The 16,756-nt window shown below is 66.3% G+C and carries 12 protein-coding genes; 6 read left to right on the plus strand and 6 right to left on the minus strand.

The features are described from left to right. Positions 1-16 precede the first annotated feature (16 nt). The gene (otsB, locus tag MRBLST15_RS12350; RefSeq protein ID WP_099820904.1) at positions 17-775 is read right to left on the minus strand and encodes a trehalose-phosphatase; all 759 of its coding nucleotides are present in this window, start codon (positions 773-775) and stop codon (positions 17-19) included. Between the two features lie 196 nt (positions 776-971). Then, entirely contained in the window at positions 972-3,404 is a 2,433-nt protein-coding gene (locus MRBLST15_RS12355) for a TonB-dependent receptor plug domain-containing protein (protein ID WP_367786019.1), read from the minus strand. 241 nt (positions 3,405-3,645) lie between these two features. Here MRBLST15_RS12355 and MRBLST15_RS12360 point away from each other — a divergent pair, with 241 nt between their 5' ends. The 4 genes from MRBLST15_RS12360 to MRBLST15_RS12375 all read left to right on the plus strand — a co-directional run bounded on the left by MRBLST15_RS12360 (position 3,646) and on the right by MRBLST15_RS12375 (position 9,123). Next, the gene (locus MRBLST15_RS12360; RefSeq protein ID WP_367786020.1) at positions 3,646-4,122 is read left to right on the plus strand and encodes a DUF3574 domain-containing protein; all 477 of its coding nucleotides are present in this window, start codon (positions 3,646-3,648) and stop codon (positions 4,120-4,122) included. Between the two features lie 36 nt (positions 4,123-4,158). Beyond that, entirely contained in the window at positions 4,159-5,019 is an 861-nt protein-coding gene (locus tag MRBLST15_RS12365; RefSeq protein WP_367786021.1) for an SH3 domain-containing protein, read from the plus strand. A gap of 109 nt (positions 5,020-5,128) precedes the next feature. Beyond that, positions 5,129-6,847 (plus strand): thiamine pyrophosphate-dependent enzyme, encoded by a 1,719-nt coding sequence (locus MRBLST15_RS12370; protein WP_367786022.1) that lies wholly within the window; start codon positions 5,129-5,131, stop codon positions 6,845-6,847. A 671-nt stretch (positions 6,848-7,518) separates the two neighbouring features. Then, the gene (locus MRBLST15_RS12375; RefSeq protein ID WP_312704790.1) at positions 7,519-9,123 is read left to right on the plus strand and encodes a hypothetical protein; all 1,605 of its coding nucleotides are present in this window, start codon (positions 7,519-7,521) and stop codon (positions 9,121-9,123) included. A gap of 139 nt (positions 9,124-9,262) precedes the next feature. On the opposite strand, the gene MRBLST15_RS12380 is transcribed toward MRBLST15_RS12375, so the two are convergent. Continuing rightward, positions 9,263-9,973, minus strand: coding sequence for a glutathione S-transferase (locus MRBLST15_RS12380; RefSeq protein WP_367786023.1), 711 nt, complete (start codon positions 9,971-9,973; stop codon positions 9,263-9,265). 149 nt (positions 9,974-10,122) lie between these two features. On the opposite strand from MRBLST15_RS12380, the gene MRBLST15_RS12385 reads away from it, so the two are divergent. Together MRBLST15_RS12385 and clpB are read left to right on the plus strand one after the other, a co-directional pair. Further along, positions 10,123-10,938 carry a DUF3014 domain-containing protein gene (locus tag MRBLST15_RS12385; protein WP_367786024.1) on the plus strand — a complete coding sequence of 272 codons (816 nt, stop codon included), beginning with the start codon at positions 10,123-10,125 and terminating at the stop codon, positions 10,936-10,938. 182 nt (positions 10,939-11,120) lie between these two features. Beyond that, complete coding sequence (gene clpB / locus MRBLST15_RS12390; protein ID WP_265955184.1) at positions 11,121-13,706, plus strand: ATP-dependent chaperone ClpB; 2,586 nt, start codon at positions 11,121-11,123, stop codon at positions 13,704-13,706. An 85-nt stretch (positions 13,707-13,791) separates the two neighbouring features. Here the strand turns inward: clpB and MRBLST15_RS12395 are convergent, their stop codons facing one another. The 3 genes from MRBLST15_RS12395 to MRBLST15_RS12405 form a co-directional block, all read right to left on the minus strand. Next, positions 13,792-14,592 (minus strand): MipA/OmpV family protein, encoded by an 801-nt coding sequence (locus MRBLST15_RS12395; protein ID WP_367786025.1) that lies wholly within the window; start codon positions 14,590-14,592, stop codon positions 13,792-13,794. Between the two features lie 141 nt (positions 14,593-14,733). Next, a complete protein-coding gene (locus MRBLST15_RS12400) occupies positions 14,734-16,023 on the minus strand; it encodes an ATP-binding protein (RefSeq protein ID WP_367786026.1) in 1,290 nt (429 codons plus the stop codon). Next, positions 16,020-16,754 (minus strand): response regulator transcription factor, encoded by a 735-nt coding sequence (locus tag MRBLST15_RS12405; protein WP_191078229.1) that lies wholly within the window; start codon positions 16,752-16,754, stop codon positions 16,020-16,022. The genes MRBLST15_RS12400 and MRBLST15_RS12405 overlap by 4 nt, the downstream gene beginning before the upstream one ends. Positions 16,755-16,756 lie beyond the last annotated feature (2 nt).

Below are 16,756 nucleotides of genomic sequence, written 5' to 3' on the forward strand. Positions count from 1 at the left end.
GCCGTGGGGGCCGGGGTCAATACGCATTCTCACGCAGCCAGGCGTGCACGCTGCGTATGTCGGGCAGCGCGAACACCGCCGCGCTGGGTTCACGTTCACCGATCAACACGCTCCAGCCATGCAGGCCGTTGGCCGCATCGAAGCCGAATTCATCGGTCAGGTCATCGCCGAGGAACACCGGCAGACGCCCACGGAACGGCAGGTACTGCATCAGCCGACGTACGGCCCGGCCCTTGTTGGTAGCCACCGGAACGAATTCAACGACATGGTCGCCTGGCTGCAGGCGGTAGCTGGCACGGCCGCGGATGTGGCGGTCGGCGAAGGCACGCACATCGTTGGCGGCATGCGGCGCGCCACGCCAGTGCAGGGCCAGGCCTACGCCCTTGTTCTCGACCAGTACGCCGGGGTGGCCATGGGCGAAACGCATCGCTTGTTGATGAAGGGCATGCAGCCAGTCGGCGGTGTCGTCGCCATGCTCATCGCGTATCACGTGCCCGTCCTGCGCACGCAGTTCGTGGCCATGCAGGCCCGCGGCGGGAAGCTTGAGTGGCGCGAACAGCTGGTCCAGCTGTTCAAGCGGGCGACCACTGACCAGTGCCACGGCACCTTCCAGTCGATCACTGATGCGGCCGATGGCTTCACGCACATCGGGGAGAAGCTGCACGGCGTCGGGGCGTGCAGCGAATTCGATCAGGGTGCCATCCACATCGAGGAACAACGCGCAGGCGTCGTCCAGCAATGGAGGTGGCGGACGCAGGGGGAGCGGTTCAGCCATGGCGACCACCATGCCAGCGCCAGCGTGTACGTGGGGTCGAGGTCAGGCTACGGCTGAGGGTCGCGCCGGCTGTGCGGACCAACGGTCCGCACCCACCCGCAGCGACCAATGGCGTCCCGCTGGGTGCCGACCGTTGGTCGGCACGCTGTGCGGACCAACGGTCCGCACCCACCCAAGGCAATCACACCCAGAGCAATCAGAACGTGTAACGCACGCGCCCGTAGTAGTACGCACCGTTGCTGCCGATCGGCGACAGCACGTCGTAGGGCAGGTTGCCAAAGTAGTGGATGTCTTCGTTGGAGCGATCCGGGTAGTTGTCGGTCAGGTTCTGCCCACCGATGGCCACGCTCCACTGCGGCGTGATGCGGTATTCCACTTCCGCATCCAGCTGCCACTCGGCCTGGTAGGTCTGGCGCGGAATGTAGCCATCACCGAAGTTGAATACGCGGGTGGCGCTGCCGTAGCGGTTCACCCGGCTGCTCAGCGACCAGCGGTCGTTGCTCCAGCTGGCCGCGAAACTGCCACGGGTGCGCGGCGTGGCGTCGGTCAGCGTATTGGTCTCTTCGATGCCGAACAGCACGTAGTCCGGGTCGAGCGCCTGCAATTGCGCCGGCGTGGCCAGTACGTTCTTCAATGTGGTCTTGGTGTAGGCGTAGGTGCCGGTCAGCAACAACTGGCCATCGCCCAGCGACTGCCGCCAGTTGCTCACCAGCTCGGCACCGCGCGTGCGCGTATCGGCGGCGTTGACGAAGAAGCTGGCGCTCTGCAGGCCGCTGACGCCGTAGTTGGCGGCCACGTAGTCGGTCAGCGCATCGCCGGTGACGCTCTCCGACAGTGCGATGCGGTCGTCGATGTCGATCTGGAAGAAGTCCAGTGACAGGTCGAAGTGCTCGCCGATGCGGCTGGTGAAGCCGAGTGAGGTGTTCAGCGACTTCTCCGGCTTCAGGTCCTGCGCACCCAGGCCACGGGCGATGGGGTTGTTGACCGACAGCAGGCGGCCCTGCACCAGCTGGCCACCGGCGTTGTAGCCGGTGGAGGTGGATTCGTAGCCGATCTGCGCCAGCGACGGCGCGCGGAAATTGTTGGAGATCGCGCCGCGCAGGGCGAATGCGGGGGTGAATTCGTAGCGCAGGCCGAGCTTGCCGGTCAGCTCGCCACCGAAGTCATCGCTGTGCTCGTAGCGCGCGGCCAGGTCGGTGGAGAATTTTTCGCCGAACTGGCTGGACAGGCTTGCGTAGGCGCTGGCCACATCGCGTGACAAGGTCGCCGCGTCCTGCGGAGTCAGGCCACCGCCTGCCTGCGAGCCGGTGGGACGATCGGTGTACGGGCCGGCGGCGTAGCTGGCCGGGTCGCCTGGACGCGTCTGGTAGCGCTCGTGGCGGGCTTCGGCGCCCAGGCCCAGGGTGTGGCTGATGCTGTCGGACTGCGAGAACACGCGGCTCAGATCGAAGTTGCCTACGGTCTGCGCGTACTCGTAGTCGGCGGTTTTGAAGCGGGTCGGGCTGGTCGGGCCCAGCGAGGCGTTCAGCGAATCGCGCAGGCGGTAGGTGAAGTCGTTCTGGCCGTAATCCAGGCTGCCGTCGTAAGCCCATTCGCCCCACTGCCCGCGCACACCGGCCACCGCCTGCACATCGCGGTTCTCGCCTTCGGAGATCGGCCGGTAGCCGTTGGGATAGACCTGCTTCCAGTTGGCATCGCCGTCGGGGTAGCGGAAGTAGTTCGCACCTTCGGTGTCACGCTGGTTGAACGTGCCGAACGCATAGAACGTCGCGGTCTTGCCAACCGGAATCTCGGTGTTCAGCCACAGGTTGATGTCCTTGCTGGCGCCATCACCGAGCACATAGTTGCGCTTGCCCTGCAGGGCAAGATTGGCCTCGGTCTGGTCCCACGGCGGAATCTGGTCGAAGCCGGCGCGGTTGGTGCCATTGCGCTTCTTGTATTCCAGGCCGACGCGCAGGAAGCCGCCGTCCTCGCCGAGCGAGGTGCCGACTTTGGCGCTGATGTTGCCGGTCTGGCCATCGGTGAGGGTGCGGCCGATCGGCTTGAGATCGGTGTGGTTGGCGCCGTAGCTGGCTTCGATCTCGCCACCGTCGCCACCGTTGTCGAGGATCACGTTGATCACGCCGGCCACCGCATCGGAGCCGTACAGCGCACCGGCGCCATCGCGCAGCACTTCGATGCGCTTGATGGCGCTGACCGGGATCGCGTTGAAGTCGACCGGCGTGGTGCCCTTGCCGATCTTGCTGTCGGTGTTGACCAGCGCGGTGTGGTGGCGGCGCTTGCCGTTGATCAGCACCAGCACCTGGTCCGGCGACAGTCCGCGCAACTGCGCGGCGCGCACGTGGTCGGCGCCGCCGGAGTTGGACTGGCGCGGGAAGTTGAACGAGGGCAGCAGGGCCTGCAGGGCGCTGCCGAGCTCGCCATTGACCACGCCGGCCTTGCGGATGTCCTCGGCGGTCAGTACGTCCACCGGCGACGTGGATTCAAGCACGGTGCGGTCGGCGGCGCGGGTACCGGTGACGATCACCGTGTCCAGGTTGGTGGCGGCGTCCTGGGCCGAAGCCAGGGCGGGGGACAGGGCGAGCGCGATGGCGAGGCCGAGCGGCGACGCGGACAGGCGGGGGGACATGCGGACTCCAGCAGCAACGACGTGGGGAAGGGGCGGGGGAGATAGTTTCACTTACATCCATCCGGATGAAGCGATATATTATCTTGGCGTGAGGAGGTGGTGCGATGCAAGCCCCTTCTCCCATCGCATCACTTCATGCCCTGCCGGCATGAGGGCATTGGTTGCAGCCGCAACCGAGGCGCAGGTGTACCCTCCGTGCCCCTTCGTCGTGCTTTTTCCCCTTCCCGGAGTGCTGTTCCCGATGAAACACCTTGGCCTTGTCTTCGCCGTGCTGCTGGCCACCAGTGGCTGCGCCAGCCTGTCCTCCAAGGCGCCCAGCGCCTATGCCACCACCGCCGACCTGCAGGGCGACGCCGCGCGGCCGTCCAGCGGCCACGGCTGGGTGCGCAGTGAGCTGTATTTCGGCGTGGGCGAAGAGCAGGGCGCCGGTGACCGCCCGCAGGCCGACACCATCAGCGAGGCGCAGTGGCGCGCGTTCCTGGACAAGGAAGTGACGCCGCGCTTCCCGGATGGGCTGACCGTGTTCGATGCCTACGGCCAGTGGCTGTTCCGCGGCGATGCCACGCCCAACCGCCTGCGCACCAAGGTGCTGGTGGTGCTGCACGAGGACAGCCCGCAGCGCCGCGCCGACATCGAGGCCATCCGGCTGGCGTGGAAGCAGCAGACCAAGCACCAGTCGGTGCTGTGGTCGCGGCAGCCGGTTGACGTATCGTTCTGACCCAGAGGCGCCACGGTGGCGCTGCAGGGAATGAGGATGAAATCCAGGGATCTGCTGTTGGGCGTGATGCTGGCCGGCGTGTTGGTGCCCGTGGCGCAGGCGCAGGATGAGGACCGGGGCCCGCTGCGCTTTTCTCCGGCAGCTGGCGTGCAGGTGACGGCCGAGGTGCAGGAGGACGGCATGCTTGCCGTGCTGCTGCAGCCGGCCGGGAAGCGCCAGCACCTGCCCGGCGCGCCCGATGCCGATGGCAACGCCCGCCTGAGCGCAGAGGATCTCGATTTCGATGGACACCCTGAACTGGTCGCGCGCGCGGCGGTGGGCATGGTCAATGAGGCTGTTGCGGTCTATCGCTTCGACGCGGGCAGTGGTGAGTTGCGCGCGCTGAAGGCGGTGACTCATGGACACGATCAGTGCGGTGAACTGATGGGCCTCACTGCCGATGCCGCCACGCGCACGCTGACCGCCAGCTGCCGCAGTGGGCCGATGTGGTACACCGACGTGTATCGGTTCAGCGGCCCGCAGCTCTATCTGTATCGCGGTGAGAATGTGCTGATGTTGGGCGATACGCTCAACCAGGCGCTGCACTGGGAAGAGACCGAAAGCCAAGGCCCGCTGGCGGTGTGGCGCACCTATGATCCCGCCGGCAAGGTGCTGGAAAGCGCCATTGGTGATGGATTGGGTGCACCCGCCAGCGGCGCACCGCTGCGGGGCCTGGACGCCACCGTGCTGCCTGCGCGCCTGTTCCTGTTCGACCGGCCCGGCGCATCAAGCACCAAGCGCTACCTGGTACAGGGCGATCAGGTGGAGATGCTGGATGAGCAGGATGGTTGGGTGAAGCTGCGTTACCGCACTCCGAAACAGGGCGCGATCGAGGGCTGGATCAACGTCAACGATTGACGGCAGCGCTGCCGGGGGTTTGCACAACAAGGCGATCGGCCTCTTGCCCACGGGAGCATCACTTCACCGGGTCTAGCCTCGGGTTTCCCCCGAACCAGGCTGCAGCACCATGAGCAAGCGCGTTGCCGAGATCGTCGTCGATACATTGCAGCAGGCGGGCGTCCGCCGTTGTTATGGCATCGTCGGCGACACCCTGAACCATGTCACCGACGCACTGCATCGCAGTGAGATCGAGTGGGTGCATGTCCGCCATGAAGAAGTCGCGGCGTTCGCGGCCGGTGCCGATTCGTTGATCAGCGGCCAGCTGACCGCCTGCGCAGGCTCGTGCGGGCCGGGCGGCCTGCACTTCATCAACGGCATCTTCGAGAGCAACCGCAACCGTGCGCCGATGGTGCTGATCGCCAGCCAGGTGGTCACCAGCGAACTCGGCATGGAATTCCCGCAGGAAGTGGATTTCAAGGCGGTATATGGCAGCTGCACGGTGTTCTGCGAGCAGGTGCACAGCCCGGCGCAGGCACGCCGCGTGGTGGCGCTGGCCTGTCAGGCGGCCATCAGCCGGCGTGGCGTGGCGGTGGTGATCCTGCCGGCCGACATCAGCGAGGCGGACGTGAAGCACGATGTGCCGTTCTCGGTGCATTACACCCAACCGGTACTGCGCCCCTCAGATACCGAGCTGCAGCAGATTGCCGAACTGCTGGGGCAGGGCAAGCGCATCGGCATCTATGCCGGCGCCGGTTGCCAGGGCGCACATGCGCAGCTGCTGGAACTGGCGCGGCGCCTGCAGGCACCGGTGGCGCACACGTCGCGTGCCAAGGACTTCGTCGAACCGGACAACCCGTACAACATGGGCATGACCGGTGTTTTCGGCATCGAATCCGGCTTCCATACGTTGATGGAGTGCGACACGCTGCTGCTGCTCGGCGCGGATTTCGCCTGGGGCCAGTTCTATCCGGACAAGGCCACGATCATCCAGGTCGACCGCGACGGCAGCCACCTCGGCCGCCGCCATCCGGTGAACCTGGGCGTGGTCGGTGATATCGCACCGACGCTGGATGCGCTGCTGCCGATGCTGCCTCCTCGCGAAGACAGCAGCTTTCTGGACGAATGCATCGAGCATCGCGACAAGGCGCTGAAGAAGCGCGAGCAGGAGGAACAGCCGGGTGAAGGCGAGCTGATCCATCCGCAGCACCTGACCGCGTTGCTCTCGAAGTACGCTACCGACGATGCGCTGTTCACCGCCGATGGTGGTTCACCGATGGTGTGGGTGCTGCGGCACATCCGGGTGAACGGCCAGCGCCGCACGCTGACCAGCCTGCTGCACGGCACGATGGCCAACGCGATGCCGCAGGCGCTGGGTCTGCAGAAGGCATTTCCGGGGCGGCAGGTGATTTCGCTGTCCGGTGACGGTGGGCTGGCGATGCTGCTGGGCGATCTGTTGACCGCGGTACAGGAGAATCTTCCGATCAAGGTGGTGGTGTTCAACAACGGCTCGTTGAATTTCGTCGAGCTGGAGCAGAAGGTGGAAGGCCTGCTGGACAACTACACCGACCTGAAGAATCCGGACTTCGGCCGGTTGGCCGAGGTGATCGGCTTCCATGGCCGCACGGTGACCCGCAGCGAGGATCTGGAGGAAGCGGTGCAGGATTTCCTGGCCCAGCGTGGGCCGGCCCTGCTGGACGTGCACACCAGTCGCGCGGAGCTGGTGATGCCACCGCAGATCGAGGCCAAGCAGGTGGCGGGCACGGCACTGTACGCGGCCAAGGCCGTGCTGAGCGGTCGCATCGACGACGTCAAGCATCTGCTGGTGGACAACTTCCTGAAGAAGTAAGAGGTTGGGTTTGATGCAGGGCTGCGCCCTGCACCCGCAGAGGCCAGAGCAACAGCCGAAGCAACAGCCGAAGCAACAGCAACAGCGGGCATTCCGTGGGAGGGCGGGGTGGGTCCGGTTGCGGGGGACGCTGCAAGTACGTCCCTGTAAGCTCGGTCGCGCCATCCATGGCGCTCACGCCCCCGCAACCGGACCGACCCCGCCTTCGACAGATCTCCGCAATCTGTCTGGATGGCACGGCCTGCTCTTGTTGGGTGTCGACCTTGGTCGACACGTCGATCCACGCGATGCGTGGATGGATTTCTGGTCATATCGACGGATGTGATCTCTGTAGAGCCGGGCCATGCCCGGCTCGCGAGCGCAGCGACCGGCTTCTGCCTTTGATCTTTGATTCTCTTCCGTGGCTGGCGCCCGCAGGAAACTGTCAGGGGCCGGGCGGGGTGGGTTGCGCAGGACCGTTGGCGCCATGGATGGCGCCATCGAGCCCCCATGGATGGGTTTACGGCGTGTCCTGCGCAATCCACCCCGCCCGGGCCACTCCGATGGGCTGCTTTCGACGACCAACCACGAGGGGCTCCGCCGTTGGCTGGAACCCATCATTCCACTCGGGAATTGGCGTGCCGGCCCCGCTGGGCCTACCATCGGCGGTCCCCACCCCCACCGCCCCTTCCATGTCCGCTCCCGCTTCCACCGCGCCGCGCCGCTGGTTCGTCGCTGGCGACTTCAACGGCTTCTTCGGCCTGGTCGTCGACAACCTCTCCATCCTCGGCTTCATTGCCATGGCCCTGGTCGGGATGTTCCAGTTCCCCGCCGACGTGGTCTTCGGCCGCATGTTCCCCGGCACCGCCTTGGGCGTGCTGGTCGGCAACCTGCTGTACACCTTGATGGCACGGCGCTTGGCCGCACGTACCGGGCGCGACGACGTCACCGCCATGCCGCTGGGCCTGGATGCGCCGACCAGCATCGGCATGGCACTGCTGGTGCTGGGCCCGGCCTTCCTGGCCTTCAAGCAGCAGGGCTTGGACCCGCATGCCGCCGCCATCGCCACCTGGCAGCTGGGCATGGCCTCGCTGGTCATCATGGGCGTGCTCAAGCTGATCCTGTCCTTCTTCGGTGAAGCAGTGACCCGCGCGCTGCCGCGTGCCGCGCTGCTGGGCTCGATCGCGGGCATCGCACTGGTGCTGATGGGCCTGCTGCCGTTGCTGGAAACCCTGCGCTCGCCGCTGGTCGGCTTCACTACGCTGGGCCTGCTGCTGTACGTGCTGATCGCCAAGGGCAAGCTGCCGCTGCGCGGCCCCGGTGTGCTGCTGGCGTTCGTGTTCGGCACCGTTCTGTATTACGGGCTTGGCCTGGCCGGGCTGGGCGTGCCCGGTTTCCAGATTCCGGCCTGGGTGCCGCCGCAGGTGGTACTGCCGCTGCCGACGCTGGGCTTCATCGAGGGCCTGCCGACCGCGATGACCTACCTGCCGCTGCTGCTGCCGTTTGGCCTGCTGATGGTGGTCGGTGGCATCAACGTATCCGAGAGCGCGCGCGCGGCCGGCGATGACTACCGCACCCGCGACATCCTGCTGGTGGAAGCGGTGGCCACGCTGGTCGCTGGCGTCTGCGGCGGCGTTGCGCAGACTACGCCGTACATCGGCCAGCCGGCCTACAAGCACATGGGTGCGCGCAGCGGCTACACGCTGCTGACCGGCCTTTTCGTCGGCATCGGCGGCATGCTCGGCATCATTTCCGGGCTGGTGCAGTGGCTGCCGCTAGCGGTGCTGGCGCCGATCATCGTGTACGTGTCGATCGACATCACCACCCAGGCGTTCCAGGCGACGCCGCGCCAGCATGCCGGCGCGATGGTGCTGGGCTTCCTGCCGTCGGCAGCTTACCTGCTGGCCATCAAGGCACCGGGCTGGATTCCGGCCGAGCAGATGGGCGCACTGCTGACCCACGTCGATGGCCACGGCCTGCCGGAGCTGGCGGTGATCTTCGCGCTGGGCAACGGCTTCATCATCACCTCGATGCTGTGGATCGCCACCGTCGCGGCGATGGTCGATGGCCGCCTGCGCCGCGCCTGCGGCTTCCTGCTGGTGGCGGCGGCGCTCACCCTGTTCGGCCTGATCCATTCGGTGGATCCGCGCGGCGGCATCTACCTGCCGTGGGATCTGCAGGGGCTGGCCCGTGTCATCAGCTGGCAGTTCGCCGGCGCGTATGTGGCACTTGCCATCCTGTTGGGGCTGCTGTCGCTGCAGAAGCAGGCGGTGAAGCCGCTGGCTGGGAACGACTGATCACGGGTAGTGCCGGCCGCTGGCCGGCACCCTGCTGGGCATCGGTCGGCTTCGGGTACGTTGTAGAGCCGAGCCTGCGCTCGGCTGCTCTGAGCCGAGCATGGCTCGGCTCTACGTGTGAGAGTGGCAGGCGGCGGTATTACCGCTCTGAATCCAGCTCCGGGTAATGCCGGAAGATGCCGTTGGTACTGAAGGCAAGCCGCCGCTCCGAAGCGAGATAGGCGGCAATGCCGGGCCGCTGCTCCACTCGATCCTTCAACGCGCGCAGCAACGGCAACGTGGGCCACAGCGCCTGCATGCGGCGCGGAAACATGTAGTCCAGCCCGCTCAGCAGCTGGAACAGTGACAAGTCAACGTAGGAGTGTTCGCGCAGCGGGTGGCGACCACCATTGGCCTTCAGCACCTGCTCGAAGTAGCCGAGGAACTTCGGCAGGCGCTCACCGCGCATCGCTGCTGCACGCGCCTTGGCTTCGGTCTTCTGGTCTTCGTAGTATTTCGACGCGGCGATCGGATGGTGGGTGTCGTGCACCTCGGCCACCAGATCGGCGATGGTCAGCTGCCACTGCAGCGCCTGCATGCGCCGTGAGGCGGCCTGTGGAACCAGATCGAGTGTCGGGCCGAGGAAATCGAGAATGGCCGCGACCTGTGCGATGACCTGTCGCCCGGCCTTCAGGAACGGTGGCGCGAAAGGTTGCGCACCTTCGCTGTGGCCGTCCAGGAACGGCTGCATCACCGCGTCGCCGTGTACCCGCGCCATGTCCACATAGTCGGCGCCGGCATCTTCCAGCGCCAGCCGCACGAATTCGCCACGGCCCTGGATGCCGGTCCAGTAGTACAGCGCGTACTGCATGAAGGCTTCTCCGCAAGACAAGAACAGCAGGGTCGCGCGTATCGCGCAAAGCACGCGTGAACCACAACGCCAGCGGAATGGATGGGGAACCCTGCGGAACGAGGGGAGTCACACCTTGTCCATGCAGGTGAAAAGCGAGGTACTGCATCATGCAGAGTGGTAAAGCGGTCTGGCCCTGGGTTCTGGGCGTGGTGGTGGTGGGCGGCGCGGGAACATGGTTGTTCCGCGACCAGTTGCAGGCCTTGGCAGATGGCGTATCGGTGCCGGTGCAGTCCACGCCGACCTCGGCAGGTGCCGTACCGAAGCCCGCTGCCACCCAGGACCCCGCACCACCGCCGATCAGGCATCCGCTGGATACAGAGGCCGCCGCCGACCCGGCGCTGCCGGAACTGGCTGACAGCGATGTCGCTGCCTGGAGCGCATTGAGCCAGCTGTTCAAGGGCGAGGGCGCGTTGACCGTGCTGCTGCGCGATCACCTGATCCAGCGGCTGGTCACCCAGGTCGACAACCTGGACAAGGCCAGCGTGCCGCCTACCGCGCTGGCCGCTCGGCCGCTGCCGGGCAGCCTGCAGGTGGAGCCGGGCGAGGGCGGCGACCGTATCGCTGCGGCCAATGCGGCGCGTTACACGCCCTATGTGCAGGCCTTCACTGCGATTGACCCGGCGGCCGCGGCCGATGCCTACAAGCGCTTCTATCCGCTGATCCAGCAGGCCTACGTCGATCTGGGAAAGCCCGACGGCTACTTCAATGACCGCCTGGTGTCTGTCATCGATCATTTGCTGGATACCCCTGAGCTGGCTCAAGCGCCGCTGGTGGAGCGCGATCAGCGCGGCCGCTACCGCTTCGTCGATGCCACCCTGCAGTCGCGCTCGATCGGCCAGAAGGCCTTGCTGCGCATGGACGCGGCGCAGGCGCGGGCGGTCAAGCAGCAGCTGCGGGCGATCCGGGCCGCGATCACCCGCTGAGAGCCCTCCGTCGTGCGGGATGTGATCCGGATCAACGCGCCGACAACACCCCGTCCGGCATGCTGGCCGCAGGCTGACTGGCCTTCGAATGCAGTCGCAGCCACCCTTGAAACCGGGTGGGGCAACCGCATCTTTCCAGCATCGCCGGCGCGGCCGGCCAAGATGACCGATGAGGTTCCGCAATGCGCATGGACAAGCTCACCTCGCGTTTCCAGCAGGCGCTGGCAGACGCGCAGTCGCTGGCGGTAGGCCGCGACAACAGCATCATTGAACCGGTACATGTCTTCAGTGCCCTGCTGGACCAGCAGGGCGGCAGCACCCGGCCGTTGCTGGCCCAGGCCGGCGTCAACGTGCCGGTGCTGCGCGAGCGCCTGGACGAGGCGCTTGAAGCACTGCCGAAGGTGTCCGGCCAGGCCGGCAACCTGTCGATCGGCAACGATCTCAACCGCCTGCTCAACCATACCGACAAGCTGGCACAGCAGCAGGGCGATGCCTTCATCGCCAGCGAGTGGTTCGTGCTGGCCGCGCTGGAAGACGGCGGCACGCTGGGCATGGCGCTGCGCGCTGCCGGTGCCGACAAGGCGCGCCTGCAGACCGCCATCGACAAGCTGCGTGGCGGCGAGAACGTGCAGTCGGAGAACGCCGAGGAGCAGCGACAGGCGCTGGAAAAGTACACCATCGACCTGACCGCACGCGCCGAGAGCGGCAAGCTCGACCCGGTGATCGGTCGCGACGAAGAAATCCGCCGCACCATCCAGGTGCTGCAGCGTCGTACCAAGAACAACCCGGTGCTGATCGGCGAACCCGGCGTGGGCAAGACCGCGATCGTCGAGGGCCTGGCCCAGCGCATCATCAACGACGAAGTGCCCGAGGGCCTGCGTGGCAAGCGCGTGCTGTCGCTGGACATGGGCGCGCTGATCGCCGGTGCGAAGTTCCGCGGCGAATTCGAGGAGCGCCTGAAGGGCGTGCTCAACGACCTGGCCAAGAGCGAAGGTCAGATCATCCTGTTCATCGATGAGCTGCATACCATGGTCGGCGCGGGCAAAGCCGATGGTGCGATGGATGCCGGCAACATGCTCAAGCCGGCGCTCGCACGCGGTGAACTGCACTGCGTCGGTGCGACCACGCTGGACGAGTACCGCAAGTACATCGAGAAGGATGCCGCGCTGGAGCGCCGCTTCCAGAAGGTGTTCGTGGGCGAGCCGACGGTGGAGGACACCATCGCGATCCTGCGTGGCCTGAAGGAAAAGTACGCGGTACATCATGGCGTGGAAATCACCGACCCGGCCATCGTCGCTGCGGCCACGCTGTCCAACCGCTACATCACCGACCGCCAGCTGCCGGACAAGGCCATCGACCTGATGGACGAAGCCGCTTCACGCCTGCGCATGGAGATCGACTCCAAGCCGGAGGAACTGGATCGGCTTGAACGCCGCCTGATCCAGCTGAAGATCCAGCGCGAGATGCTGAAGAAGGAAAAGGACGATGCCTCACGGCAGCGCCTGGCCGATCTGGAAAACGATATCGATGCGCTGGAGCGCGAGTTCTCCGATCTGAACGAGGTCTGGAAGTCGGAGAAGGCTGCGCTGCAGGGTACGACGAAGATCAAGGAGCAGGTCGAGCAGGCCAAGGTCGAACTGGAGTCTGCGCAGCGCCGGCAGGATTTCGCCCGCATGAGCGAGATCCAGTATGGCGTGCTGCCGCAGCTGGAAAAGCAGCTCGCCGCTGCGCAGGAAGCCGAGAACACCGACTTCAAGCTGGTGCAGGACCGCGTCACCGACGAGGAGATCGCCGAGGTCGTCTCGCGTTGGACCGGCATCCCGGTCAACAAGATGCTCGAAGGCGAGCGTGACAAGCTGCTGCGCATGGAAGAGGTGCTGCACAATCGCGTGGTCGGCCAGGAAGAGGCGATCAAGGTGGTGTCCGACGCAGTGCGTCGTTCGCGCGCTGGCTTGTCCGATCCGAATCGACCGGGTGGCTCGTTCCTGTTCCTGGGCCCGACCGGCGTGGGCAAGACCGAACTGTGCAAGTCGCTGGCCGAGTTCCTGTTCGACAGCGCCGACGCGATGATCCGCATCGACATGAGCGAGTTCATGGAGAAGCACAGCGTTGCACGCCTGATCGGTGCGCCCCCGGGCTACGTGGGCTACGAGGAAGGTGGTTACCTCACCGAGGCCGTGCGCCGTCGCCCGTATTCGCTGATCCTGCTGGATGAGGTGGAAAAGGCACATCCGGATGTGTTCAACATCCTGCTGCAGGTGCTGGACGATGGCCGCCTGACCGACGGCCAGGGTCGCACGGTGGACTTCCGCAATACCGTCATCGTGATGACCTCCAACCTGGGCTCGCACCAGATCCAGGACATGAGTGGCGATGACACGCCGGAGGCCTACACGCAGATGAAGGCGGCGGTGATGGGCGTGGTGCAGGCGCACTTCCGTCCGGAGTTCATCAACCGCCTGGATGATATCGTGGTGTTCCATCCGCTGGACAAGCAGCAGATCAAGCAGATCGCGCGCATCCAGATGCGTGGCCTGGAAAAGCGCCTGGCCGAGCGTGGCCTGAAGCTGGTGGTGTCCGATGCAGCGTTCGATCTGCTCGGCAACGTCGGCTTCGATCCGGTCTACGGTGCGCGTCCGCTGAAGCGTGCGATCCAGGCACAGCTGGAGAACCCGCTGGCGCAGAAGATCCTGTCCGGTGCGTTCGCCAACGGCGATACCATCGAAGTGGGCAACGACGGCGGCCATCTGGTGTTCGCCAAGGCCTGAGCCTGAGCCGAACGGGGCACTGCATGAGTGCAGCGCCCCGTTTCGGTTGCAGCGACCGGCCGCATCCGGCGCTTGCCGGCAATGCTCAGAACCGGTGCGTATACCCGGTCATCAATCCGAACTGGTTGGCCTTCTGCACGATCGGGCTGTCGGCCGCATCGCCCAGCAGTCGGGTGCCTTCCACAGCGATGTACCAGTTGCCGTTGCGACCGGCGCGATGGCTCCATTTCATGCCCAGGCCGGCGCTGACCAGACCGGCCTTGGGCTTGTGCTGGGCGAAACCGGTGCGTGCGGCCTGGTCAGGGCTGACGCCGTACCAGGTCTGCATGTAGCCGCGGTTGCCGTAGTCGGTGGAGACGCTGCCGCTGACCACGCCACCGGCCAGATCGAACAACGGCAATTCCAGGTTCAGATGGATCTGCTGGGTCGCAAGGCCGTTGTCGCCCTTGTCGTCGTCTTTCAGCGTGTACTGCCAGGAACCGCTCAGCACCGCCTCACCCAGCGTATAACCAGCCGCCAGGCCGACCAGCGGCCGGGTATCGATATCGCCCATGCCACGCAGGAAGTCCGAGCCGCCGAGGATCGAGTTCTTCTCGCGGCGGCTGCCGCTGCCGCCGACGTAGGCACGCACGCGGGTGTGTTCGCCGATCGCCGTACCCCAACCCGCACCGCTGGTACCCAGAAACCAGCCGCCCGGCGAGGTCACGTCGAAGGACAGTGTGGGGGCGGCCTGGAATTCCTCGCTGCCGCTGTAACGCGGTGCGACGCCGCCACCGGCAGCAAGCTCGAAGGTCCACTGGTCATCCTTGGCATGCGCTGCGGACGTTGCGAACAAGGGCAACAGGGCCAGGCCGAGCAGGGTGGGGAAACGGCGAAGGTGGGACATGGCAACTCTCTGCATTGGGAGGAAGTGCAGCGCGCGCATCCGGCGCGTGCTGCAGGGTCGCCAGCGTGGCGGGACGCCGGCGACCAATCCGTCCGCAGTTGTGCGGGAGTTGTAAGCAACTGTAAGCGCGGCCTGCGCTGTTCAGCTGGCAGCCATTGGCCAGTGCATTTCCAGGCGCGCGCCACCGAGGGTCGCGCGTCCCACGCGGAGTTCGCCGTGGTGCCGAACCGCGATGCGCCCGGCGATGGCCAGGCCCAGGCCGAAGCCCCCGGTATCGCGGCTGCGGCTGTCATCCAGGCGGGTGAACGGGCGCAGCACCTTTTCGCGATCACCTTCGGCGATGCCGGGGCCATCGTCATCCACGCGCAGGCAGGCCTTGCCGGCCACGCTGACCAGTGACACCTCCACACGGGTGCGTGCATAGCGCATCGCGTTGCCGACCAGGTTGCTCAGGGCCAGCTGCAGCAGGCGCGGCTCGGCATCCACGCGTGGCAGCGCACTGGGCCACACCTGCAGCACCAGTCCCGCGCGCTCGGCATCGCGCCGCGCGTCCTCCATGCAGGCCTGCAGCCAATCATTCGCTTCGATCCGCTGCATGGGCTCGGCATCGTTGGGATGCTCCAGCCGCTCGTACGCCAGCAGCTCGCTGACCAACCGGTTGAGCTCGGCCAGATCACCATGCAGGCCGGTAGCGAGGTGTGCCCGCCGCGCCGGATCGTTGCTGTCCTGCATCAGGTCCAGGCCAAAGGCCAGGCGTGCGATCGGCGTGCGCAGCTCGTGGGAAATGGCATGGGTGAGATCGCGCTGCCGTTGCACCAGTTCGGCCACGCGCGCTGCCATGCGGTTGGAATGCTCGACGATGACGCGGATCTGCGAGCGCGGCGATACCTGCGCACGCGCCTGCAGGTCGCCGGCACCGATGCGGTCTGCATGACCCCGCAGCGCCTCCAGATCGCGCCACAACAGGCGTACCCAGGCATAGAGGCAGGCGCCGACCAGCAGCAGGATGCACAGGTACGCGGCGACGGTCATGTACAGGGTCATCTGCACTTCGCCGGGAAAGCGTAGTTGCAGCCAGCGTCCGTCAGCCCCCTCGATGGGCAGCAGGACCTGCTGGTAGCGCTCACGAACGATGAAGCCATCACCGCGCAGGGCGCTGCGCTCTTGGTCATCCAGTACCGGCGGCGCATCCAGCAGTGACAGTGCAATGCCGTAGTGCGGTTGCCATTGCGCCACGCGCTGCTGTTGCTGCGGGCGGTCCAGGCCGGCCAGTCCGCTGCGTAGCGCATACACCTGGCCGCGCACCTGTTCGACGAAGACACGTTCCTGCAGGGGCGTGTAGATGCGGTCCAGCAGATGGTTGAGGCTGAACACCGACACCAGCAGGCAGGCCCCGGTGACGAACCACAGCCACAGGAACAGGCGCTTCACGCCGACCAGGCCGACGGATTGAACTGGTAGCCACGGCCCCACACGGTCTTGATACGGCGCGGTTCGCGCGCGTCGTCGCCGAGCTTGCGGCGCAGCTTGCCGATGCAGACATCCACGCTGCGGTCCAGGCCGTCGAAACCGATACCGCGCGCCGCCTGCAGGATCTGGTCGCGCGAGAGAATCTGCCCGGGCTGGCTGGCCAGCAGCCAGAGGATCTCGAATTCGGTGGTACCCAGTTCCACCGGCTGCCCATGCAGGTGGACCTCGCGTTGCACGCGATCGATCAGCAGTTCGCCATGCATCAGCCGGCACGGCACGCCCGCAGGGCCGCTGCCATGGCGACGGCGCAGCAGTGCGCGCAGGCGCGCCAGCAGCAGGCGCGGCTCGATCGGCTTGTGCACGTAGTCATCGGCGCCGGACTCCAGGCCCAGCACCTGTTCGATATCGTCCTCGCACGCCGTCAGCATCAGGATCGGCACGTCGGAAAAGCTGCGGATCTGCCGGCACACGTCGATGCCACCGAGGCCAGGCAGCATCAGGTCCAGCACCACCAGTTCCGGCGCGTGCTGGCGACAGGCCGCGCTGGCCAGGTCGCCGCGCGGCACGTGCTGCACGGCAAATCCATGTTCGCGCAGGTAGTCGCTGACCAGCTCGGCCAGGCGGCGGTCGTCCTCGACCAGCAGCACCTGGGTCGGGTTGCCGGTGGCGGGAGTCCACGGGGAGGGCTGCATCG

The sequence above is a fragment of the Stenotrophomonas sp. LST15-1-1.1 genome (assembly GCF_040815575.1).
GTDB classification, from domain to species: Bacteria; Pseudomonadota; Gammaproteobacteria; order Xanthomonadales; family Xanthomonadaceae; genus Stenotrophomonas; species Stenotrophomonas lactitubi_B.